The organism is Streptomyces sp. BR123, from assembly GCF_013401435.1.
Classification (GTDB): domain Bacteria; phylum Actinomycetota; class Actinomycetes; order Streptomycetales; family Streptomycetaceae; genus Streptomyces.
This window is the reverse complement of sequence record NZ_JACBGN010000010.1, coordinates 1-22,609: the sequence shown is the minus strand read 5'-3', so window position 1 is coordinate 22,609 and position 22,609 is coordinate 1. Positions and strand designations below refer to the sequence as shown.

Annotated in this window: 19 protein-coding genes; 12 read left to right on the top strand and 7 right to left on the bottom strand. The window is 72.6% G+C overall.

Annotated elements, in window-relative coordinates; all coding sequences use genetic code 11:
- Positions 1 to 2 precede the first annotated feature (2 nt).
- Positions 3 to 698: a DUF1707 domain-containing protein gene (locus HYE82_RS02900; RefSeq protein WP_309144182.1), complete on the bottom strand. Its 696-nt coding sequence runs from the start codon at positions 696 to 698 to the stop codon at positions 3 to 5.
- Between the two features lie 151 nt (positions 699 to 849).
- Between HYE82_RS02900 and HYE82_RS02895 the strand changes: the two genes are divergently transcribed.
- Entirely contained in the window at positions 850 to 2,517 is a 1,668-nt protein-coding gene (locus tag HYE82_RS02895) for a fumarate hydratase (protein WP_179172308.1), read from the top strand.
- A gap of 219 nt (positions 2,518 to 2,736) precedes the next feature.
- On the opposite strand, the gene HYE82_RS02890 is transcribed toward HYE82_RS02895, so the two are convergent.
- Complete coding sequence (locus HYE82_RS02890) at positions 2,737 to 3,093, bottom strand: hypothetical protein (protein WP_179172307.1); 357 nt, start codon at positions 3,091 to 3,093, stop codon at positions 2,737 to 2,739.
- A 52-nt stretch (positions 3,094 to 3,145) separates the two neighbouring features.
- Between HYE82_RS02890 and HYE82_RS02885 the strand changes: the two genes are divergently transcribed.
- The 4 genes from HYE82_RS02885 (at position 3,146) to HYE82_RS02870 (ending at position 9,338) form a co-directional block, all read left to right on the top strand.
- Positions 3,146 to 3,910, top strand: coding sequence for a glycerophosphodiester phosphodiesterase family protein (locus tag HYE82_RS02885; RefSeq protein WP_179172306.1), 765 nt, complete (start codon positions 3,146 to 3,148; stop codon positions 3,908 to 3,910).
- A gap of 377 nt (positions 3,911 to 4,287) precedes the next feature.
- Positions 4,288 to 5,706 carry an aspartate ammonia-lyase gene (locus tag HYE82_RS02880; RefSeq protein ID WP_179172305.1) on the top strand — a complete coding sequence of 473 codons (1,419 nt, stop codon included), beginning with the start codon at positions 4,288 to 4,290 and terminating at the stop codon, positions 5,704 to 5,706.
- Between the two features lie 103 nt (positions 5,707 to 5,809).
- Positions 5,810 to 6,505, top strand: coding sequence for a DUF402 domain-containing protein (locus tag HYE82_RS02875; protein WP_179172304.1), 696 nt, complete (start codon positions 5,810 to 5,812; stop codon positions 6,503 to 6,505).
- Positions 6,506 to 7,433: 928 nt separating this feature from the next.
- Positions 7,434 to 9,338 (top strand): SpoIIE family protein phosphatase, encoded by a 1,905-nt coding sequence (locus tag HYE82_RS02870; RefSeq protein WP_256986882.1) that lies wholly within the window; start codon positions 7,434 to 7,436, stop codon positions 9,336 to 9,338.
- 116 nt (positions 9,339 to 9,454) lie between these two features.
- Here the strand turns inward: HYE82_RS02870 and HYE82_RS02865 are convergent, their stop codons facing one another.
- A complete protein-coding gene (locus tag HYE82_RS02865; RefSeq protein WP_179172302.1) occupies positions 9,455 to 11,713 on the bottom strand; it encodes a transglycosylase domain-containing protein in 2,259 nt (752 codons plus the stop codon).
- 233 nt (positions 11,714 to 11,946) lie between these two features.
- Here HYE82_RS02865 and HYE82_RS02860 point away from each other — a divergent pair, with 233 nt between their 5' ends.
- Positions 11,947 to 12,855 carry an SPFH domain-containing protein gene (locus HYE82_RS02860; RefSeq protein ID WP_179172301.1) on the top strand — a complete coding sequence of 303 codons (909 nt, stop codon included), beginning with the start codon at positions 11,947 to 11,949 and terminating at the stop codon, positions 12,853 to 12,855.
- On the top strand, positions 12,852 to 13,124 hold the full coding sequence (locus tag HYE82_RS38840) for a hypothetical protein (protein ID WP_179172300.1): 273 nt from the start codon (positions 12,852 to 12,854) through the stop codon (positions 13,122 to 13,124). The genes HYE82_RS02860 and HYE82_RS38840 overlap by 4 nt, the downstream gene beginning before the upstream one ends.
- 70 nt (positions 13,125 to 13,194) lie before the next feature.
- On the opposite strand, the gene HYE82_RS02850 is transcribed toward HYE82_RS38840, so the two are convergent.
- On the bottom strand, positions 13,195 to 14,685 hold the full coding sequence (locus HYE82_RS02850; protein ID WP_179172299.1) for a DUF2079 domain-containing protein: 1,491 nt from the start codon (positions 14,683 to 14,685) through the stop codon (positions 13,195 to 13,197).
- Positions 14,686 to 14,889: 204 nt separating this feature from the next.
- On the opposite strand from HYE82_RS02850, the gene HYE82_RS02845 reads away from it, so the two are divergent.
- From HYE82_RS02845 to HYE82_RS02835, 3 genes are read left to right on the top strand one after another with little or no spacing between them, the layout of a single operon-like run.
- A complete protein-coding gene (locus tag HYE82_RS02845; RefSeq protein WP_179172298.1) occupies positions 14,890 to 15,414 on the top strand; it encodes a PadR family transcriptional regulator in 525 nt (174 codons plus the stop codon).
- Complete coding sequence (locus tag HYE82_RS02840) at positions 15,411 to 16,097, top strand: ABC transporter ATP-binding protein (RefSeq protein ID WP_179172297.1); 687 nt, start codon at positions 15,411 to 15,413, stop codon at positions 16,095 to 16,097. Before HYE82_RS02845 ends, HYE82_RS02840 begins: the two co-directional genes overlap by 4 nt.
- The gene (locus tag HYE82_RS02835) at positions 16,094 to 18,439 is read left to right on the top strand and encodes an FtsX-like permease family protein (protein ID WP_179172296.1); all 2,346 of its coding nucleotides are present in this window, start codon (positions 16,094 to 16,096) and stop codon (positions 18,437 to 18,439) included. The genes HYE82_RS02840 and HYE82_RS02835 overlap by 4 nt, the downstream gene beginning before the upstream one ends.
- A gap of 72 nt (positions 18,440 to 18,511) precedes the next feature.
- Here the strand turns inward: HYE82_RS02835 and HYE82_RS02830 are convergent, their stop codons facing one another.
- Positions 18,512 to 19,459 carry a hydrogen peroxide-inducible genes activator gene (locus HYE82_RS02830; RefSeq protein ID WP_179172295.1) on the bottom strand — a complete coding sequence of 316 codons (948 nt, stop codon included), beginning with the start codon at positions 19,457 to 19,459 and terminating at the stop codon, positions 18,512 to 18,514.
- Between the two features lie 134 nt (positions 19,460 to 19,593).
- On the opposite strand from HYE82_RS02830, the gene HYE82_RS02825 reads away from it, so the two are divergent.
- Both HYE82_RS02825 and HYE82_RS02820 read left to right on the top strand, forming a co-directional pair.
- Positions 19,594 to 20,148 carry a peroxiredoxin gene (locus tag HYE82_RS02825; protein ID WP_179172294.1) on the top strand — a complete coding sequence of 185 codons (555 nt, stop codon included), beginning with the start codon at positions 19,594 to 19,596 and terminating at the stop codon, positions 20,146 to 20,148.
- Positions 20,149 to 20,151: 3 nt separating this feature from the next.
- Positions 20,152 to 20,688: an alkyl hydroperoxide reductase gene (locus HYE82_RS02820; protein ID WP_179172293.1), complete on the top strand. Its 537-nt coding sequence runs from the start codon at positions 20,152 to 20,154 to the stop codon at positions 20,686 to 20,688.
- Between the two features lie 69 nt (positions 20,689 to 20,757).
- Here HYE82_RS02820 and HYE82_RS02815 read toward each other — a convergent pair whose 3' ends face one another.
- A complete protein-coding gene (locus HYE82_RS02815; RefSeq protein ID WP_179172292.1) occupies positions 20,758 to 21,450 on the bottom strand; it encodes a hypothetical protein in 693 nt (230 codons plus the stop codon).
- A partial coding sequence (locus HYE82_RS02810) for an AI-2E family transporter (RefSeq protein WP_179172291.1) occupies positions 21,434 to 22,609 on the bottom strand: 1,176 nt, incomplete at its 5' end. The genes HYE82_RS02815 and HYE82_RS02810, both read right to left, overlap by 17 nt.

The window sequence follows — 22,609 nt, the reverse complement described above, 5'->3', positions numbered from 1 at the left end:
GGCTATCGGTGCAGGCGCTTGTGCAGTGTGTGGGCCAGGTCGACCAGGCGGGCGCCGAGCCTGGGGCGGGCCTCGATGTTGCCCAGCAGGGCGAAGCCGCGGATGATCACCACCGGGGCGTTCGGGTCCGTACCCGGCCGCCCCTCGCCGTGGACCTCGAAGTTGCCGAGGACGCCACTGCCGTGGCCGCGCAAGGTGACGTTCTCCGGGACCAGGACCTCCACGTTCCCCAGCACGCACGCCACGTTGATCTCGGTGACCTGCTGTTCGAAGACGGCCTCGGTGAGGTCGATGGTGATGTCGCCCATGACGGAGACCGCCCGGGTCTGCGCCGCCGGCCGCCACCGCCCCTTGCGGGCGGAGCTGCTGCACACGGCGACCACCGTCTCGGCGGCGCCGGGCAGGCCGGCCGGTCCCGCCGGGGCGTGGCCCGCGGCACCCGGCGCGTACGCGGACGACGCCGGGGCGCCGCCGGGCGCGGGCAGGTCGCGTACCAGGACGTCGAGCTCGGCGACGGTCTTGCGGGTGTACAGGGAGTCCAGGCGTTCGGAGTGCTCGTCCGGGGTCAGCCGGCCCTCGGCGAGCGCGTCGGACAGGATCTGCGCGATCCGGTCGCGGTCGGCGTCGGAGGCACGCAGCCCTCCGGCGGCGGGCGCGACGGGAGCGGCCGGGTCTGCGGGGTGCTTTTCCATGTCCACGTCGACCAGCATAGCGAGACACGATAGATCGCGATAGTCGCGGGTGAGCCTTACCTCACAGACACATCCACACAAGGAGGTCCTAGGCTGGTTGACCGCGCTGCCAAATCGGTCGTCAGCGCTGTCCGCCCGAGTGAGGATGACTGCCGTCATGCCAGAGTTTGCGTACACCGACCTGCTGCCCCTGGGCGAGGACACCACCCCGTACCGGCTGGTGACCTCCGAGGGCGTCTCGACCTTCGAGGCCGACGGCCGTACGTTCCTCAAGGTCGAGCCGGAGGCGCTGCGCAAGCTCGCCGAGGAGGCCGTCCACGACATCCAGCACTTCCTGCGCCCGGCCCACCTCGCGCAGCTGCGGCGGATCATCGACGACCCCGAGGCCTCCGCGAACGACAAGTTCGTGGCCCTGGACCTCCTCAAGAACGCGAACATCGCGGCGGCCGGCGTCCTGCCCATGTGCCAGGACACGGGTACGGCGATCGTCATGGGCAAGCGCGGCCAGAACGTCCTCACGTCGGGCGGTGACGAGGAAGCGCTCTCCCGCGGCATCTACGACGCGTACACCAAGCTCAACCTGCGCTACTCGCAGATGGCCCCGCTGACCATGTGGGACGAGAAGAACACCGGCTCGAACCTGCCCGCTCAGATCGAGCTGTACGCGACCGACGGCGGCGCGTACAAGTTCCTCTTCATGGCCAAGGGCGGCGGCTCCGCCAACAAGTCCTACCTCTACCAGGAGACCAAGGCGGTCCTCAACGAGGCCTCCATGATGAAGTTCCTGGAGGAGAAGATCCGCTCGCTCGGCACGGCGGCCTGCCCGCCGTACCACCTGGCGATCGTCGTCGGCGGCACCTCGGCCGAGCACGCGCTGAAGACCGCCAAGTACGCCTCCGCGCACTACCTGGACGAGCTCCCCACCGAGGGCTCCCCGCTCGGCCACGGCTTCCGCGACCTCGACCTGGAGGAGAAGGTCTTCGAGCTGACGCAGAAGCTCGGCATCGGCGCCCAGTTCGGCGGCAAGTACTTCTGCCACGACGTCCGCGTGGTCCGCCTCCCCCGCCACGGCGCGTCCTGCCCGGTCGCCATCGCGGTCTCCTGCTCCGCCGACCGCCAGGCCGTCGCGAAGATCACCGCGGAGGGCGTCTTCCTGGAGCAGCTGGAGCGCGACCCGGCCCGTTTCCTCCCGGACACCACCGAGGACCACCTCTCGAACGGCGAGGTCGTGACCATCGACCTCAACCAGCCGATGGACGACATCCTGGCCGAGCTGAGCAAGCACCCGGTCAAGACCCGTCTCTCCCTCACCGGCCCGCTGGTCGTGGCGCGCGACATCGCCCACGCGAAGATCAAGGAGCGGCTGGACGCGGGCGAGGACATGCCGCAGTACCTCAAGGACCACCCGGTCTACTACGCCGGCCCGGCCAAGACCCCCGAGGGCTACGCCTCCGGCTCCTTCGGCCCCACCACGGCCGGCCGCATGGACTCGTACGTCGAGCAGTTCCAGGCGGCGGGCGGCTCCAAGGTCATGCTGGCCAAGGGCAACCGCTCGCAGCAGGTGACCAGCGCCTGCGGCACGCACGGCGGCTTCTACCTCGGCTCGATCGGCGGCCCCGCCGCCCGGCTCGCGCAGGACTGCATCAAGAAGGTCGAGGTCGTCGAGTACGAGGAGCTCGGCATGGAGGCGGTCTGGAAGATCGAGGTCGAGGACTTCCCGGCGTTCATCGTGGTGGACGACAAGGGCAACGACTTCTTCACCTCGCCCGAACCCCAGCAGCCGACCTTCACCAGCATCCCCGTCCGCGGCCCCGGCCTGGCGTAACGCTGCATCCTCACGCCCACCGAGAGCCCCCGGCACCCGCCGCGGGCTCTCGCCGTTCCCGCCGCGTTCTCGCCCCCTGCGCCCCAGCCGGCTCCTGCCGGCGGGGGCGGAGCGCTGCCCCGCCGAGGAGACGGCCTCCCGGCTCCCTGTTCGACGCCGCGGGGGCTGCGTAGCCGGCCCCGCCCCGTCCCGGGGCGTTCGCGAACCGCGCCACCCGACTCAGCCCCGGGCCGCCATGGTGCGCAGCAGTTCCGCCTCGACCGGGGTTGCGTCGAGGCCGTGGTGGCGCGCCTCGGCCAGCTCCCGCAAGGTCAGGCCGAACACCTCGCGCACGGCCTTCAGCGGCGCCCCGTCCGGGCCGCCGACGGCTACGCGGACCGTGCCCTCCACGGCGGTGATCCGTTCCCGGACCCACGGCGGCGGCGGGCCCCAGCCCGACCCGCAGGCCTGGACGCCGTAGGCGGAGCAGTGCTCCTGCTCCTCCCAGCGCAGGCGCCCGTCCACGATCAGCTGGCGTGCCTCGTGGCGGCAGGAGGGGCACGGCTCGCAGTGGAGCGTCATCAGATGTTCGGCCATGTGTGGATGATGCGGTACCTGCGGGCCCGGCGCAGCCGGTTAACGTCTCCCCATGACGCAGCTGCTCCCCACCGCCCGCGACGTGCGGGTCATCGCCCACCGCGGGGCCTCCCACGAGCACCCCGAGCACACCCTCGCCGCGTACCGGCAGGCCATCGCCGACGGCGCGGACGCGCTGGAGTGCGATGTGCGGCTGACCGCCGACGGGCGGCTGGTGTGCGTGCACGACCGGAGGGTGGAGCGCACCTCGGACGGGCGCGGGACCGTGTCCGCGATGACGTACGAGCAGCTCGCCGCGCTCGACTTCGGCGGCTGGAAGGGCGAGGAGCACCGGGGGGCGCAGGTGCTGCTCTTCGAGGACCTGCTGAAGGAGGCGCTGGCCGCGGACCGGCCCGTCGGGCTGGCGGTCGAGACCAAGCACCCCACCCGGGCCGGCGGCCGGCTGGAGGCCGAGCTGGTGCGGGTGCTGAAGGACCACGGGCTGGCCGACGGCGCCGACGGGCGCGTCGAGGTGATGAGCTTCTCGCGGAACGCGCTGGTCAGGATGAACCGGCTCGCGCCCGGCGTGCCCGCCGTGTACCTGATCGAGCGGGCCGTGCGGCCGCCGCGGCCGCCGTTCGCGGGGCATGCCGGGCCGGGGATCGACCTGGTGCGCCGGGATCCGGGGTTGGTGGCGCGGCTGAGGGCCAAGGGGCTGAGGGTGCGGGTGTGGACCGTGGACGAGTTCGAGGACGTCGAGCTGTGCCTGCGGCTCGGGGTGGAGACGATCATCACCAACCGGCCGCGCGAGGTGCGGGAGTACATCAACGCCCGTTGATCCTCGCGCTCTGCCGATCGGCACCGGTCTCCGGCCGGGCGTGGAGGTCGTGCCCGGGGAGGGGCGGCAGGCGAGGCGCCGGTTCGAGGAGCCGTTGCAGGGCCGGAGCCGGAGGGCTCCTCGGCCGCGCCGAGCGTGAGGCACTGCCGGCGGGGCGGGCCCGGCCTGGGCCAGGGGGGTGACGGGGGTGACGGCCCCGAGGGCGGCCGCGAACGCCGTGGCTGCGGCGACGGTACATCTGAGCCCGGGTGTCCTGCGCACGCGTGTCGTGTACGCCTCCCCGATATCGGCGTTACCGCCGGGATCCGCTGCCAGGCAGGCGGAACGGGAACACGTCCGACAGGACAATTGCTCACTTTTCCGAGGAGGCCACGAACATGACGAACGATCAGCACGACCCCGGCGGCCGGACCGGAGCGCACCGCGTCGAGCGCGACTCGATGGGTGAGGTGAAGGTTCCCGCCCACGCCAAGTGGCGGGCCCAGACCCAGCGGGCGGTGGAGAACTTCCCGCTCTCCGGGCAGCGCCTGGAGCGCGCCCACATCGAGGCGCTCGCCCGGATCAAGGCCGCCGCCGCGACGGTCAACGCGAATCTGGGGGTGCTCGACCGCGACCTCGCCGAGGCCGTCGTCGCGGCCGCAGCCGAGGTGGCCGAGGGCCGCTGGGACGACCATTTCCCCGTGGACGTGTTCCAGACCGGCTCCGGGACCTCGTCCAACATGAACGCCAACGAGGTGATCGCCACCCTGGCCACGGAACGGCTCGGCCGCGACGTGCACCCCAACGACCACGTCAACGCCTCGCAGAGCTCCAACGACGTGTTCCCGTCGTCCATCCACATCGCCGCGACCGCCGCCGTCACCCGGGACCTCGTCCCGGCCCTGCGCCACCTCGAACTCGCCCTGGAGCGCAGGGCCGCCGCCTTCGCCGAGGTCGTCAAGGCCGGCCGGACCCACCTCATGGACGCCACGCCGGTGACCCTGGGCCAGGAGTTCGGCGGGTACGCCGCCCAGGTCCGCTACGGCATCGAGCGGCTGGAGGCGGTCCTGCCCCGGCTGGCCGAACTGCCGCTGGGCGGGACGGCCGTGGGCACCGGGATCAACACCCCGGCGGGCTTCTCCGCGGACGTGATCGCCGAGGTGGCGTCCGCGACCGGGCTGCCGCTGACGGAGGCCCGCAACCACTTCGAGGCCCAGGGCGCCCGGGACGCGCTGGTGGAGACCTCCGGCATGCTCCGCACGATCGCGGTCTCGCTCACCAAGATCTGCAACGACCTGCGCTGGATGGCCTCCGGGCCGCGCACCGGATTGGCCGAAATCAATCTCCCGGATCTCCAGCCGGGGTCCTCGATCATGCCAGGGAAGGTCAACCCGGTCGTCCCCGAGGCCGTACTGATGATCGCCGCGCAGGTGACCGGAAACGACACCGCGGTCGCGGTGGCGGGCGCCGCAGGCAACTTCGAGCTCAATGTGATGCTCCCCGTGATGGCCCGCAACCTCCTCGAATCGATCCGCCTGCTGTCCTCCGCGAGCCGCCTGCTGGCCGACCGCACGGTCGACGGCATCACCGCCAACCCGGCCCGGGCCAGGGAGTACGCGGAGTCCTCCCCCTCCGTGGTGACCCCGCTCAACCGGTACATCGGCTACGAGGAGGCCGCCAAGGTCGCCAAGCGGTCGCTCGCCGAGCGGAAGACGATCAGGGAGGTCGTCCTGGAGTCCGGCTACGTCGACCGCGGAGACCTGACCCTGGAACAGCTCGACGAGGCCCTCGACGTCCTGCGCATGACCCGGCCCTGAAAACGGTTCCGGCCAGGGGCCGGAACCGGTCGTTTCACGTCCCCCGACACCTCCGTGACCTGCACCGCAGCGAGCGTACGGGCCCCAGCCCTAGTATCTGCGCATGACAGGTACCGGAGGCCGCGGGGGCGGCGACGCACAGGGCAACCGCTGGCGGCCGGGGGAGCAGATCCTCTGGCGGTACCGCGACCACGCCCCCGGCCCGGCGGGCGCGGTCCACATCTGCCGTCCGGTGACCGTGGTGCGGGACACCGCGGACCTGCTGGCGGTGTGGATGGCGCCCGGCACCGAGTGCGTCAAGCCGGTGCTCGCCGACGGCACACCGGTGCACGCCGAACCGCTCGCCACCCGCTACACCGCGCCCCGCACCACCGTGCGCTCCCGCTGGTTCGGCACGGGCGTGCTGAAGCTGGCCCGGCCCGGGGACCCGTGGTCGGTGTGGCTGTTCTGGGAGCCGGGTTGGCGGTTCAAGAGCTGGTACGTCAATCTCGAGGAGCCGCGGTCGCGCTGGGCGGGCGGGGTCGACTCCGTCGACCACTTCCTGGACATCTCCGTCTACCCGGACCGCACGTGGAAGTGGCGCGACGAGGACGAGTTCGCGCAGGCGCAGCGGTCCGGGCTGATGGACGCCGGACAGGCCCTGCGGGTGCAGCAGGCCGGGCAGGCCGCTCTGGACGTCGTCAAGGCGTGGGGGGCTCCGTTCTCGGACGGGTGGGAGGACTGGCGGCCCGATCCGTCCTGGGATGTTCCGGCCCTGCCCGAGGACTGGGACCGCACTCCGGCGCACATGACCTCATGAGACCCTTGATGCGCCCCCGGGGTTGAACCGTAATATCTCCCTCCGCAAGGTCGAGTGCGGTTGACGCACCCGGCCGCACGCCCCTAAATGTCGTGCCGGACGCGGAACTTGACTGGAGGTCAACGCCCGGGCGAGAGGGTAACGTGCGGGTGGGGCTCCCCGCCGACGAAGCCGGGGCGGGTGGCCCTCCGGACGAAGTTTGGGGAGGAACCGCGGGGCGACGGTGTCCCCGCCGCTGAGCGGGTATACCGCGACTGACCAAGTTGAGTGCAGCGCACATCGAGCGCAAACGGACGGAATGCCACGCGTGACGGAGTACCCCACCCCGCAGGAGGGTCCGCAGCCTGCCGCAGCCGCCGCGGCACCGGCCCAGGGCGGCCACGGCCTGCCCTCCTCCGCTGCCGCCGGCGCCGCGGACGCGCGCGCCCGCGCCTCGGTCTCCGGCGGGTGCGCGGAAGAACTGGGCCACGGGAAGGCTCCCGCCCCGGCCGCCGAGGGCGTACGCGGTGCGGCCGGGCCGGGCGCCGACCCGGCACGGGCGCACGCGGACTCCGCCGGGCGCGGCCCGGACGTCCCGCGCCCGCGTGACGGCGAGGCGGCCCCCGGTCAGGGCCCCGCGGCCGCACCCGCCCGCGAGGAGGGCCGTCCGGCGGCGCAGGCCGCGCCGCGGGCCTCCCGGCGCCGGCGCGGCCGTACCCGGGACGCCGGGGCCGCCCGGGACGCCGAGGCCGCACGGGGCGCCGCGGCGCCCCGCTCCGGGCGTGAGGCGGACCGGCCGGCCGGTCAGGCGCCGAGGGCCGCGACAGCGGCGGCCGGTGGCGCCATACCGGACCCGGTACGCCGCCGCGCGGCCGACGACGGCGGTACGGGCACCAGCGCCGCCGAAGCCGCCGCCGGCTCCCGGTGCGCCGGATTCGACCCCGTCGACCTGGTCGACCCGGTCGATCCCGCCGACCCGGACGGCACCCCGCCGCCCGGCGCACCCGACGACCACGACACGCCGACGGCGGAAGCGGGTGCACGGGCGGCGGCAGCGGCCGGCGCCACGGTCTCCACCGGCGCCGTCGAGGGGGTGCTCGCGCGCCGCGAGGGCGACCGGCTGCGGTTCGTCGGCGCCGCCACGCGCCGCATCGCCCGCGGCATCGACCTGGACGAGATCGTGCTCGGGCTGTGCCGGGCCACCGTGCCGACGTTTTCCGACGCGATCCTCGTCTACCTGCGCGACCCCCTCCCGGTGGGCGACGAACGCCCCGTCGGCTCGGTCGTTTTAAGGCTGCGCCGCACCGACCGGCTCCGGCCGATCGACGACCTGACCGGAGCAGAGGGCGCCGGTGCCGCGGGGGGCGCCGGGGAGCTCGACTTCAGCCAGTTGCCGATGGTCGGCCCGCAGGGCGACCTGCCGGCGGCCGAGTTGTGCGAGATCCTGCCCGGCGGGGCGCTCGCCGAGGTGCTGCGCGGCGTACGGCCCGTCTTCGCGTCCTCCGAGGGCGCGCAGGAGGCGCTGCCGGAGCTGCTGGGCGCGGAGCACCCGGTTCCGCGCGGCCGGAGGGCCGTCCTCGCGCCGCTGCGCGGCCGCCGCCGGGTGATCGGTGCCGCGGTGTTCCTGCGCAGCCCCGAGCGGCCCGCGTTCGAGCAGAACGACCTGCTGGTCGCCGCCCAGCTGGCCACGCACACCGCGCTCGGCATCGACAAGGCCGTCCTGTACGGCCGTGAGGCGTACATCGCCGACGAGCTGCAGCGCACCATGCTCCCGCACAGCCTCCCCCAGCCCACGGGGGTCAGGCTGGCCTCCCGCTACCTGCCGGCGGCCGAGACGGCCCGGGTGGGCGGGGACTGGTACGACGCCATACCCCTGCCCGGCAGCCGGGTCGCGCTGGTCGTCGGCGACGTCATGGGCCACTCCATGACCTCCGCCGCGATCATGGGCCAGCTGCGGACCACCGCGCAGACCCTGGCCCAGCTGGACCTGCCGCCCGCCGAGGTGCTGCACCACCTGGACGAGCAGGCGCAGCGGCTGGGCTCCGACCGCATGGCGACCTGCATGTACGCCGTGTACGACCCGGTGTCGCACCGGATCACCATCGCCAACGCCGGCCACCCGCCGCCGGTGCTGCTGCACCTGGGCGGCCGGGCGGAGGTGCTCCGGGTGCCCCCGGGTGCGCCCATCGGCGTCGGCGGCGTCGACTTCGAGGCCGTGGAGCTGGACGCCCCGGCCGGGGCCACGCTGCTGCTGTACACCGACGGGCTGGTGGAGTCCCGGCTGCGGGACGTGTGGACCGGCATCGAGCAGCTCCGCGAGCGCCTGGCCACCACCGCCCAGCTGACCGGGCTGGACCACCCGCCGCCGCTGGAGGCCCTCTGCGACGACGTCCTCGACATGCTGGGCCCCGGCGACCGGGACGACGACATCGCGCTGCTCGCGGCCCGCTTCGACGGGATCGCGCCCAGCGACGTCGCGTACTGGTTCCTCGATCCGGAGGAGACCGCCCCGGGGCGGGCCCGCCGGTTCGCCCGCCGGGCGCTGGCGCGGTGGGGCCTGGAGGAGCTTGAGGACTCGGTGGAGCTGCTGGTCAGTGAGGTGGTCACCAATGCCGTCCGGTACGCCGAGCGGCCGGTGACCCTGCGCCTGCTGCGGACGGACGTGCTGCGCTGCGAGGTCGGCGACGACTCCCCGCAGCTGCCGCGGCAGCGCCGGGCCCGGGAGACCGACGAGGGCGGGCGCGGCCTGTTCCTGGTCAACCGGATGGCCCGCCGCTGGGGTGCGACCCGGCTCAGCAGCGGCAAGGTGGTCTGGTTCGAGCTCCCGCTGCCCGGGTCCCACGACCGCCGCTGAGCGCCCGCGCAGCCCTTCGCGCCCGCCGGACACCTCCCCGCACCGAAAAGGACCGCCGCCCCGCAGCTCGTGTCCTGCGGGGCGGCGGTCCTCGTTCGTGGCCCTACGGCCGGGGCCTACTGGCTCTGGTTGTTGATCGGCGGCGGGATCGGCGGGGTCCCGCTGCTCTTGGTCGGGTCCGGCTTCGTCGAGCTGCTCTTGGTCGGATCCGGCTTGCCCGTGCTCTTGCTCGGGTCCGGGTTCGGCGAGACCTTGCTCGGGTCCGGGCTGGGCGAGGTCTGGCTGGAGCTCGGCGACGGGCTGGTCGTGGCCGCGGAGGCCGACGGGGAGGAGCTGCGCGACGGGGCCTGCACGGGGCCCATGTCCGCCTCGGACAGGTCGAACTTCGCCGTGCTCACACCCTTGAGCGCGGCCAGCGTGTACGCCTTCCAGATCTCCGCCGGGAAGCTGGAGCCGCCGGCGCGTCCGCCGCCCGCGGTACCGGTCAGGGTGGTCTGCTTGCCCGTTCCCGGCTCCTCGCCGAACATCGCGACGACGGTCACGAGTTCGGGCGTGTAGGCGGTGAACCAGGCGGCCACGTTGGACTCGGTGGTGCCGGTCTTGCCGGCGGCCTCGTACGCGGAGCTGCGCACGGTCTTGCCGGAGCCCTCGTTGACGACGCCGGTGAGGACCTTGGTCACGGTGTCCGCGGTCTCGCGGGTGATGACCTGCTGGCCGGACTCGGGCTTCTTGAACTCGCGCTCGGCGTGTTCGGCGGACTTGATGATCGAGGGGACGACCTTCTTGCCGTGGTTGTCGAGGGTGGCGTAGACGGCGGCCATCTCGACCGTGTTGGCGCTCATGGTGCCGAGCGACATGGCCGGCTTGTCCTCGGGCCAGCCCTGGCGGTCCTTCATGCCGAGTTCCAGGGCCGTCTTCTTCGCGTTCGGCGGCTTCACGTCGACGATCATCTGGGCGTACACGGAGTTCACCGAGAAGTTGGTGGCCTCCTGCACCGTCATCAGCGGGGTGCCGTAGTCCTTGTCGTCCTGGTTCTGCGGGTTGAACGGGATGCTGCTGCCGACGACGGGGCGCTTGCTGGTGCCGTCGTACAGGGCGTTCGGCGTGATCGGCTTCTTGTCCTGCGTGGTCGACTTGTTCTCCAGGGCGGAGGCCAGCACGACCGGCTTGAACGTCGAGCCGGGCTGGAAGTCGGTGCGCAGGGCGTTGCTCGCCCAGTGGTCGGACAGGCCGGTGCCGCCGTACATGGCGACGATGGCGCCGGTCTTGGGGTCGACGGAGGTGGCGCCGGCCTGCACGGCGGCGTCGACGGGCCGGTTCTTGCGGTCGAGCTCGGACTCCAGCTCGTCCTTGACGGCCTTCTCCAGCGCCGCCTGCTTCTTGGGGTCGATGTTGAGCTGGATCTCCCAGCCGCCCGCCTGGAGTTCGGCGGCGGTCATGCCGGTCTGGCGGCGCAGCTCGGCGTCCGCGGCCTGCTTCAGGTATCCCTTCTGGCCCTCCAGGCCCGGGGCGGGCTTCGGCTGGATGGGCTGCTGGAACTTCAGCGTCTGGCGCTTGGCCTCGTCCAGCGCGCCCATCTCGACCATGTTCTGGAAGACGCCGTTGAAGCGGATGGTGACGAGTTCCTTGCCCTTCTGGCTGGCGGTCGCCCAGTCGTAGTCGCTGGGGGCCTGGAGGACGGCCGCGAGGTAGGCGCCCTGTTCCAGCGTCAGCTTCTCGACGTCGACGCCGTAGTAGGCCTGGGAGGCGGCCTGGATGCCGTACGCGCCGCGTCCGAAGTAGCTGGTGTTCAGGTAGCCCGCGAGGATCTGGTCCTTGGTCATTTTCTGGTCGACCTTGAGGGAGATCACCAGCTCCTTCAGCTTGCGCGTCGCGGTCTGGTCCTGCGTCAGGTAGAAGTTCTTGACGTACTGCTGGGTGATCGTCGAACCGCCGGCGGCGCCCTTGCCGGTGGCCGTGCGGACCAGGCCGCGGGCCACGCCCATGAAGTCGACGCCGCGGTCCTCGTAGAAGGACTTGTTCTCGATGGCGATGAACGCCGTCTGGATCTCCTTCGGGACCTTCTCGATCGGGACGATCTCGCGGTTCATCTCACCGACGCGGGCCATGAGGGTCCCGTCGGCGTACTTGTAGGTGTTGCTCTGCGCGGTCGCCGTGGCGTTCGGGTCCGGCGGGTCCACGTAGAAGTAGAGGCCGACGAGCGCGGCCATGCCGAGCAGCATCATCCCGAAGAGCGTCCCGAGAATCGTCTTCCAGGTGAAGAAGCGGCGTATGCCGGTGCGCTTGCCGGCCTGGCCCTTTCCGGTGGCGCGCCCGCGCGGCGCCCGCCGCGCGCTGCGCTGCTGCTGCGCTTTACGCGCTTCTGCTCGGCCCATCGCTCCCGCTCCGCTCGAATTCCCCCCCGACGTCAGCTGAAAAAGCTAACACCGCAGGTTGTGGCAAAGATTTGCCAGTCATGAACAAAACCGCTCAATTCGGACGTGAGAATCAGCACCCACGTCAACGGAACCGACGCACGTAGGCACCCAAGGGTTGCGGTGGCCCCGAAAAGTGATATCACTTTGCTAGGACGTCCGATCGAGCGGACCGACCGAAACGGGGGCATGCCATGACAGACACGACCCGGACCGAGACGGGCGTACGGGAGTTCCCCGCCCGCAGCGTGGGCGGCGGACTGGCCCTGCTGGGCGGGCTGTTGGGGGTCGCGGCCGGGGTGCTGCTGGCCGCCCTCGGCATCGGCGGCGGGTCCGGGACCCCGCAGGCCGGCCTGATCGTGCCCGGGGGGCTGCTGGCGATCGCCTCGCTGCTGGCGATGAGCGGGCTGAACACGGTGGCCCCGGGCGAGGCGCGGGTGGTGCAGCTCTTCGGCCGCTACCGGGGGACCGTCCGCACCGACGGCCTGCGCTGGGTCAACCCGCTCACCTCGCGGGAGAAGGTCTCCACCCGCGTGCGCAACCACGAGACGGCCGTCATGAAGGTCAACGACGCGTACGGCAACCCGATCGAGCTGGCCGCGGTCGTGGTGTGGCGGGTCGAGGACACCGCCCGCGCCACCTTCGAGGTGGAGGACTTCGCCGAGTTCGTGGAGACCCAGGCCGAGGCGGCGGTCCGGCACATCGCGATCGAGTACCCCTACGACGCCCACGAGGAGGGCGGGCTGTCGCTGCGCGGCAACGCCGAGGAGATCACCGAGAAGCTCGCCGTGGAACTCGCCGCGCGGGTGGACGCGGCCGGCGTCGAGATCATCGAGTCCCGTTTCACGCATCTCGCGTACGCTCCGGAGATCGCCTCCGCGATGCTCCAGCGCCAGCAGGCGGGCGCGGTCGTGGCGGCCCGCAAGCAGATCGTCGACGGGGCGGTCGGCATGGTGGAACTGGCCCTGACCCGCCTGCAGGAGGAGGACATCGTGGAGCTGGACCCCGAGCGCAAGGCCGCCATGGTCTCCAACCTGATGGTGGTCCTCTGCGGGGACCGCGCCGCCCAGCCCGTCGTCAACACGGGCACCCTCTACCAGTGAGCCCCTCGGGGGAGGCGGAGGAACCGGCGCGCGCGCCCGAGCCGAAGCGGGCTGCGCGCGCCGGCCGGCAGGCGCGCAAGCAGGTGCTGCTGCGGCTCGACCCGCAGGTGTACGAGGCCCTCGCGCGCTGGGCCGGCGAGGAACTGCGCAGCGCCAACGCCCAGATCGAGTTCCTGCTGCGGCGGGCCCTGGCGGAGACCGGCCGGCTCCCGGGCGGGGCGGCCCCGATCCCGCCGCGCGGCCGGCCCCGGTCGGGGCCGGGCTCCTGAGGACCCGGTCCGGGGCCGGGGCCCGGGCCTCCGACTGCGGCCCCGGCGCCCGTACGCCGGCTGCCGCCGCTCAGCGGGTGCGGCTGAGCAGGACGAAGCCGGACTCCTCGGCCGCGGTGCGGTAGCCGCGGCTCCTGGCCTCTGCCAGCGCGATGGACTCGTCCATGGGGTTCAGCGGCCAGCGCAGCTCGGGCGGCACCCGGGTGTCCACCACGATCCACTCCGGGTCGGGCCGGCTGTCGGCCCAGCCGAAGAGGCTGACGCTGGTCCGGTGGACCAGGTGGGGCACGAGGTGGTCGGAAGCCTGGACGGTGGCGCCGTCCGGGATCCGGTCCATCACGTGGTGCGCGACCGCGACCCGCGGATCGGTCTGCCAGAAGGACGGCTGGAGCAGCTGTCCCAGCGAGTGGCTGGGCAGCATCACGAGGCAGACCCCGACCGCGCCCAGCAGGTAGCGGCGCAGTCCCGCGGCGGTGGTGCCGCGGCGCTGCAGGGCGTCGGTGAACGCGGCGAAGAGGATCGGCATCAGGGTGAGGGAGTAGTGGAAGCCGGTCCCCCAGTGGGACGCGTAGTCGGAGACCCCCCGCCACAGCAGGGTCGGCACCGCGACCAGGACCAGCGGCGAGCGCAGGGCCAGGAAGAGGGTCGGTGCCAGCAGCATCACCAGCGTGGCCACCTTGGTCTCGGGTGTGACGAGCCCGATGGTGGCCTTGTGCAGCAGCTGCCCGAGTCCTCCGCCGGCGCCGTCCCCGCCGCCGAGGAAGCCGGCGTAGAAGTACGAGCCGCTCGGGTTGAGCGCCGGCAGCACCACGAGCATCGCCAGCGCCATCCACACCACCCCGGCCACGGCGGCCGCGATCCCGAGCCGGCGCCCGCCCTTGCCGGCGCACCGGGCGGCCAGCAGGCCGATAGCGGCCACGGTGAGTCCCATGTCCTCCTTCACCAGCAGCAACGGCAGCGCCCACAGCACGGCGGCCCGCAGCCGCCCTTGGCCCAGCGCCGCCAGTGAGCACGCCAGCAGCGGGACGGCGAAGGCCCATTCGTGGAAGTCGAAGCCGATCCCGCTCGCGAGGCCCCAGGAGAGCCCGTAGGCGAGCCCGAGCGCCACGGCCGCGGCGGTGCCCAGTGCCCGGTGCGCCCACCGCATCAGCGGCAGGGCGCTCACCGCGACGAGGGCCGCCTGCGCCAGCAGCAGGGTGCGGGCCGACGGCTGGATCCAGTACAGCGGGGCCAGCAGGGCCAGCACCGGCGAGAAGTGGTCGCCGAGCAGCGGGAAGCCGGGGCCCTTGACCTCGGAGACCGGCAGGTGCCCTTCCGCGTAGGAGCGGACGGCCTGTTCGAAGATCGCCAGGTCGAAGCTGTGCGAGAGCAGCCGCTCGTGGGTGCGCAGGGACAGCGTCGCGTAGACGAGGAAGAGCCCCGAGACCACGGCCCACATCCACCACGGTGGTGCGGACCGGCCGTCGGGCGGGGCGCCCGGCGCCGGCTGCCCCTCCGTCCGCGCCGGGATGACGGACTGCTGCGGCGGGAGCGCGGGGGTGTTCGCGGGAGGTGCGTGCATGGCGCGCCTTTCGGAGATCGAGACCGATGCAAATCAGGGCCATTGCTCACAAAGTGCCAGCCGCCCCCGACCGCCGCACCGAGCCGCCGCTTCCGGCCCCCAAGTCCCTTCGAATGGCCGCAGGACCCGCGCACCCGGCTCTGCGGCGCGCGTATGCACGGCATGTATACATGGCAGGTATACATCGTGTGTATAGTCCTGATCATGTCCATCGGTCACACGCTCCTCGCCCTCCTGGAGGCCGGCCCCCGGCACGGCTACGACCTCAAGCGCGCCTTCGACGAGAAGTTCGGCCACGACCGCCCCCTCGCCTACGGGCAGGTCTACTCGACCATGTCCCGCCTCCTGAAGAACGGCCTCGTCGAGGTCGACGGGATCGAGGCCGGCGGCGGACCCGAGCGCAAGCGCTACGCCATCACCGACGCCGGCGTCACCGACGTCTCCGCCTGGCTCGCCCAGCCCGAGAAACCCGAGCCCTACCTCCAGTCGACCCTCTACACCAAGGTCGTCCTCGCCCTCCTGACCGGCCGCAGCGCCGCCGACCTGCTGGACAGCCAGCGCAGCGAACACCTGCGGCTCATGCGCGTCCTGACCCAGCGCAAGCGCAAGGGGGACCTCGCCGACCAGCTGATCTGCGACCACGCCCTGTTCCACCTGGAGGCCGACCTGCGGTGGCTGGAGCTCACCGCCGCCCGCCTCGACCAACTCCGACGGGAGGTGACCCGGTGACCCCCGCAGGCTCACTGCTCGCCGCCACCGGCCTCCGCAAGGCGTACGGGTCCACGTACGCCCTGGACGACGCCGATTTCTCCATTCACGCCGGCGAGGTCGTCGCCGTCATGGGGCCCTCCGGCTCCGGCAAGTCGACCCTGCTGCACTGCCTGGCCGGGATCGTCGTACCCGACTCCGGCACCATCACCTACGCGGGCCGCGAACTGACCGCCATGAACGACGGCGAGCGCAGCGCCCTGCGCCGCTCGGACTTCGGCTTCGTCTTCCAGTTCGGCCGGCTCGTGCCCGAGCTGACCTGCGTGGAGAACGTCGCCCTGCCGCTGCGGCTGACCGGCGTCAAGCGCAAGGAGGCCGAACGGACCTCCCTGCACTGGATGGAGCAGCTCCAGGTCGACGACCTGGCCCGCAAGCGCCCCGGCGAGGTCAGCGGCGGCCAGGGCCAGCGCGTGGCCGTGGCCCGCGCCCTGGTCACCGCCCCGCGGGTGATCTTCGCCGACGAGCCCACCGGGGCCCTCGACTCGCTCAACGGCGAACTCGTGATGCAGCTGCTGACCGAGTCCGCCCGGGCCGCCAACACCGCCGTCGTCCTCGTCACGCACGAGACCCGGGTGGCCGCCTACTCCGACCGCGAGATCGTCGTGCGCGACGGCCGGTCCCGCGACATGGAGCGGTTCGTATGAACATGCTCCGGACCTGGGCCCGCGACCTGGTCATGGGCGTCCGGTTCGCCGTCGCCGGCGGCCGCGGGGGCTGGGTACGCACCCTCCTGACCGGTGTGGGCGTCGGCCTCGGGGTTGCCCTGCTGCTGGGCACCACCGGCCTGCCCAACGCGCTGGCCGCCCGCGACGCACGGGGCGCGGCCCGCGACACGATCACCTCGCCCACCGCCGACGCGCCGGGGCGGAACACCCTGCTGACCGCCCGCGGGAACATGAACTACCACTCGGCCGACGTGAGCGGGCGCCTGGTCGAGCCCGAGGGCCCCGACGCGCCGCTCGCGCCCGGGCTGGAGAAGTACCCGGGCCCGGGCGAGCTCGCCGTCTCCCCCGCCCTGGACCGGCTGCTGAAGAGCGACGAGGGCAAGCTGCTGCGCGAGCGCCTCGACGGGCGGATCACGGCGGTCATCGGCGACGCCGGCCTCACCGGGCCGGGCGAGCTCTACTACTACGCGGGCACCGACCGGCTGTCCAAGGAGGCGGACAGCCGCTCCGTCGAGCGGATCACCGCCTTCGAGAGCGACCTCGACTCCCCGCCCCTCGACGCGGTCCTGACACTCCTCGTGCTGGTCATGTTCACCGTCCTGCTGGTGCCGGTCGCGGTGTTCGTCGCGGCCGCCGTCCGCTTCGGCGGGGACCGCCGCGACCAGCGGCTCGCCGCCCTGCGCCTGGTCGGCGCGGACGGCGGGATGACCCGCCGGATCGCTGCCGGAGAGGCACTCGCCGGCTCGCTGATCGGCCTGGTCCTCGGCGCCGGGTTCTTCCTGGCGGCCCGCCGGCTCACCCCGTACGTCAGCATCCAGGACCGCAGCCTCTTCCCCGAGGACCTCGCCCCCGACGGGCCGCTGGCCCTGATCGTCGCGGTCGCCGTCCCGGCCGCGGCCGTCCTGGTGACCCTGTTCGCGCTGCGCAACGCGATCATCGAGCCGCTGGGCGTGGTGCGCTCGGCCGCCCCCGTCAGGCGCCGCATCTGGTGGCGGCTGCTGCTGCCGCCGGCCGGTCTGGCCCTGCTGGTCCCGATGATGGGCCGCGTCAAGAACGGCGGCCCGTTCAACGGGTGGCAGGTCTCCGCCGGTGTGGTGCTGCTCCTCATCGGCGTCATCGCCCTGCTGCCCTGGCTGCTGGAGCGGGTCGTCGGCCCGCTCGGCGGGGCCGGTCCGGTCTCCTGGCAGCTGGCCGTGCGCCGCCTGCAGCTCACCAGCGGCACCGCGGCCCGGCTGGTCGGCGGCATCGCGGTCGCGGTCGCCGGGGCGATCGCCCTGCAGATGCTCTTCGCGGGCGTCGAGGGCGAGTACACCGAGCAGACCGACCACGACCCCGTCCGGGCCTCGCTGTCGATCCTCAAGCGCTCCGGCACCGACGAGCGGCTGGAGGCCCTCGGGGCGGCGATATCCGGTGCCAAGGGCGTGGCCAGGGCCGATGCGCTGGCCACGAGGGCTGCCTCCCACGGCCCGTCGGGGGGCGCGGAGGGGGACACGATCGAGCTGACCATCGGTACGTGCACGGCCCTGCGCGAGGTCGCCGAACTGCCCTCCTGCCAGGACGGCGACGCCTTCGTCCTGACCGGCGCCGCCGCCGGGCGCGGCCGGGACAGCGGCACCGCGGCGCCCGGCGAGAAGCTGCTCACGGGCAACGTCCACGCCCCGGACGGACCGGCTCCCGTCGCCTGGACCGTACCCGCCTCGGCCCGCCCGGCGCAGGCCCGCAAGGACCCGACCGGCCGGCTGCGCAGCGGCCTGCTGGTCACCCCGGCGGCCGCCCCGAAGAGCGAGGGCGGCTACGGCTCGGCCCAGGTGTTCGTCCAGCTGGACCCGAACGTGCCGGACGCGATGGAGCGGGCCCGGACGGCGGCCTACAAGGCCGATCCGCTCGCCACCGTCATGACCCTCCGGTCGACCCGTACGGCAGGCGAGTTCGGCTCCATCCGGACCGGCCTGTTCATCGGCGCCACCTTGGTGCTCGTCCTGATCGGCACCAGCCTGCTGGTGTCCCAGCTGGAGCAGCTGCGCGAGCGCCGCAGGCTCCTGGCCGCCCTGGTCGCCTTCGGCACCAGGCGCTCGACGCTCGGCCTGTCGGTGCTGTGGCAGACGGCCCTGCCGGTCCTCCTCGGCCTGGCCCTGGCCACGGCCGTCGGCCTCACGCTCGGCGCGGTGCTGATGCGGATGACCGCCGTGCCCGTCCGCATCGACTGGGCGTCGGTCGCGGCGATGGCCGGCATCGGCGGGGGCGTGGTCGTCGTGGTGACCCTGGTCAGCCTGCCGCCGCTGCTGCGCATGGTGCGCCCGGACGGCCTGCGCACCGAGTGACGCCCGCGCCGCCCGGCGCCGTACGCACATCCGTGCGCCCGCACTCCCGTGCGCCCGTTCCCGGTGGTCCGCCTACGCGGCGGGCCACACCGGGAGCGGGCGCACGGCTTCGCGCAGGGCGCCGGCGATGGCGCGGAACTCCTCCTGCCGGGCGGTGCCGGTGCGCATGGCGAGCGCGATCCGCCGGGTGGGGGCGGGCTCGGCGAAGTATCCGGTGGCCAGGTACTCGTTGCGGGCGGTCTCCAGCCGCAGCGCGGTGCGCGGCAGCAGGGTGACGCCCAGCCCGCCCGCGACCAGCTGGACGAGTGTGGACAGCCCGGCGGCGGTGGTGGTGACGTCGGCGCCGTCGGTGCGCCCGGCCTCCCGGCAGATGTCCAGGGCCTGGTCGCGCAGGCAGTGGCCCTCGTCCAGCAGCAGCAGCTGCAGGCCGCGCAGTTCCTCGCGCGGGATGTCCCGGCGCCCGGCGAGCGGGTGCTCGCGGGGCGCGAGCAGGACGAAGTCCTCGTCGAACAGGGGGAGTTCGGTGACACCGGGGACACCGAGCGGCACGGCGAGCAGCAGCAGGTCGAGCCGGCCGGCGGCGAGCCCCTCCAGCAGGGAGGCCGTCTGCTCCTCGTGCACCTGGAGGTCCATGCCCGGATAGCGGCGGTGGAACAGGCCGAGTACGGTCGGCAGCAGGTACGGGGCGACCGTGGGGATCACCCCGAGCCGCAGCGCCCCGGTGAAGGGGGCCCGCACCGCCTCGGCCTCCTCCAGCAGGGCGCCCATGGCTTCGAGGACGGCCCGGGCGCGGACGGCGATCCGCTCGCCGGCCGGGGAGAGCAGCACCTTGCGGGTGGTGCGCTCCAGCAGCTGTACGCCGAGGGCCTCCTCCAGCGCGGAGACGGCGCCGGAGAGCGCGGGCTGGCTCATTCCGATGGCGGCGGCGGCATCGCGGAAGTGCAGGTGTTCGGCGACGGCGGCGAACGCGCGCAGTTGTGCGAGCGTCGCCTGCTTCGCTCCTCTATTACCGACAGCCACTGATAAGCACCTCCGATCACCCACTACAAGACTAGCTATTTCCGCAATCAATGCTGGCTGTGCCAGCATGTGAGACACGTCCAACCCCTCGAAAAGCGCCCAATCAGGGCGCTTTTCTCTCGCAAGGAGAGCACGTGCTCACTGTCGGTGACAAGTTCCCCACGTACGACCTGACCGCCTGCGTCTCGCTGGAAGCCGGCAAGGAGTTCGCGCAGATCGACCACAAGACCTACGAGGGCAAGTGGCGCGTGGTGTTCTTCTGGCCGAAGGACTTCACCTTCGTGTGCCCGACCGAGATCGCCGCCTTCGGCAAGCTGAACGAGGAGTTCGCCGACCGCGACGCCCAGATCCTCGGCGTCTCCGGCGACTCGGAGTTCGTCCACCACGCCTGGCGCAAGGACCACGCCGACCTGCGTGACCTGCCCTTCCCGATGCTGGCCGACTCCAAGCACGAGCTGATGCAGGCCTGCGGCGTGCAGGGTGCGGACGGCTTCGCGCAGCGCGCCGTCTTCATCGTCGACCCGAACAACGAGATCCAGTTCTCGATGGTGACCGCCGGCTCCGTCGGCCGTAACCCCAAGGAGGTCCTGCGGGTCCTCGACGCCCTGCAGACGGACGAGCTGTGCCCCTGCAACTGGAACAAGGGCGAGGACACCCTGGACGCCGGCGCCCTGCTGGCCGGTGAGTGACGGATGTCCCTCGACTCCCTCAAGTCCTCGATACCGGACTTCGCCAAGGACCTGAAGCTGAACCTCGGGTCGGTCATCGGCAACCAGGACACCCTCACGCAGCAGCAGCTGTGGGGCACGGTCCTGTCCTGCGCGATCGCCGCCCGCTCCCCGCGCGTCCTGCGTGAGCTGGAGCCCGAGGCGAAGGCGGCCCTGTCGCCGGAGGCGTACACGGCCGCCAAGTCGGCCGCCGCGATCATGGCGATGAACAACGTCTTCTACCGCACCCGCCACCTGCTCTCCGACCCGGAGTACGGCACGCTGCGGGCGGGCCTGCGGATGAACGTCATCGGCAACCCGGGCGTGGAGAAGGTCGACTTCGAGCTGTGGTCGCTCGCGGTCTCCGCGATCAACGGCTGCGGCCAGTGCCTCGACTCGCACGAGCAGGTCCTGCGCAAGGCCGGTGTCGAGCGCGACACGATCCAGGAAGCCTTCAAGATCGCTTCGGTGATCCAGGCCGTCGCGGTGACCCTCGACGCCGAGGCCGCCCTCGCCGAGTAGCAGCCCGTACGAGGAAGGGCCCGCTGCCGTCCCGGCAGCGGGCCCTTCCTCGTTCCGCCGCTTTCGCGGCTACTTCTTCAGCCGGGCCATCAGGATCCGCATGTCCTCGATCATCGCCGCCTTGACGGCGTCCTCGTCCGGCTGCGGGCCCCCGGCGCCCGTCTCGTCGGTGTCCCCGAGCCACCCGACGGACAGGGTGAACACCGCCCCGCCGTCGAGCACCTGGAGCCGGGGACCCGAGGTGTACGGGGACTTGCCGTTCACCAGGGCCCGCTCGCCGAGCCCCGGCACCTGCTCCGCCTCGCCGGTGTTCGACAGCGACTCCCGGAAGGGGCCCGGGGCAACTCCGAACTCCGGTGCCGGGTCGGTCCTCTTGTGCAGCTCGACCATGATCTGCATCTGGTACGAGGTGCCCTTCTCCTCCCACTCCGTGAAGTACTCGCAGTGGGACCAGTCCAGGGCCGGGCTCTCCCGGTGGGCCCGGTGGTTCGACATGACGGGCGCGGTGGTCTTGACGAGGGTGTCGAGCCGGGTCTCCTTGCACAGGTCCTCGGTGTGCCGGTACGCGACGCGGGGCGCCCCGAAGGAACGGTCCTGCAGCACCGGTAAGGCCGTCCACACCGCCGAGGCCAGCACGGCCCCGCCCAGCGCCCACATCCACGGCGCCCGCGGCCTGTGTACGGTGCCCTCCGCATCGCCCTGCTGCTGCGGCGCCGGCCGGTCGTCCTCCCAGCCGCCCTCCAGCTCAGGCTCGCTGATCACGGCCGGCCTCCCGCGCGGCCTGGTCCACTGCGGTCGCCCCGTGCGGGCCGGGGCCGATCGGCGCGGCCCCGTGCAGGAGCTGGTCACGCGAGTAGGCCTTCAGGTAGCCGACCACGGTGTTGGTGACGGCGACCAGCGGGACGGCGACGACCGCCCCGCCGATGCCCGCGACCAGGCCGCCCGCGGCCACCACCAGCACCACCGCGAGCGGGTGCACCCGTACGGCCCGGCCGAGGATGAACGGCTGGAGCACGTGCCCCTCGATCTGCTGCACCGCCAGCACCACGGCCAGCACCAGCAGGGCGGCGACCGGCCCCTGCGTCACCAGGGCGACGACCACGGCGAGGGCGCCGGAGACCACCGCGCCGACCAGCGGGATGAAGGCGAACAGGAAGATGAACACGGCCAGCGGCACCGCCATCGGCACGTTGAGGAAGTAGATGCCCAGGCCGATGAAGATGGCGTCGATGAGCGCGACGAGGACGGTGCCGCGCACGTACGCCGTCAGGGTCCGCCAGGCGCGCGGGCCGGCGCCGGCCACGCCCCGGCGGGCGCCGGCCGGGACCAGGCCCAGCGCCCAGCCCCAGATGCGCGCGCCGTCGTAGAGCAGGAACAGCGTCGAGAACATCGCGAGCAGCATCCCGGTGAGCACCTCGACCAGGACGGTCACGCCCTGGAGGCCGGCGGAGGTGATCTGCTCGGTGTTGGTGCCGATGGTCTCGCTGAGGTTCTTCGCGATGTCGTTGATCTGCTTCTCGGTCACGTGGAACGGACTGTCCAGTGCCCAGAGTTTGAGCTCGTTGATGCCGTCGCGGACCCGGGCGGAGAGGTCGTCGAGGTTCTCCATGACCTGCCAGACCACGAACCAGCCGACCAGGCCGATGATCACGAAGCCGAGGACGGCCGTGACGGCGGTGGCGAGCCCGCGCGGCAGCCCGAGCCGGCGCAGCCGGACCACGAAGGGCTGGAGCAGCGCGGTGACCAGCATGGCCGCGGCGAACGCGAGGACGACCAGCCGGACTTCGCTGATCACCTTCATCAGGACCCAGAGCATCCCGGCGAGCAGCAGCAACCGCCAGCTGGCCTCGGCCGCGACCCGCATGCCCCAGGGGAGCACGCTCGCCGGGTCGGGGCGTTCGGGCAGCGCGGGATGCGCGGG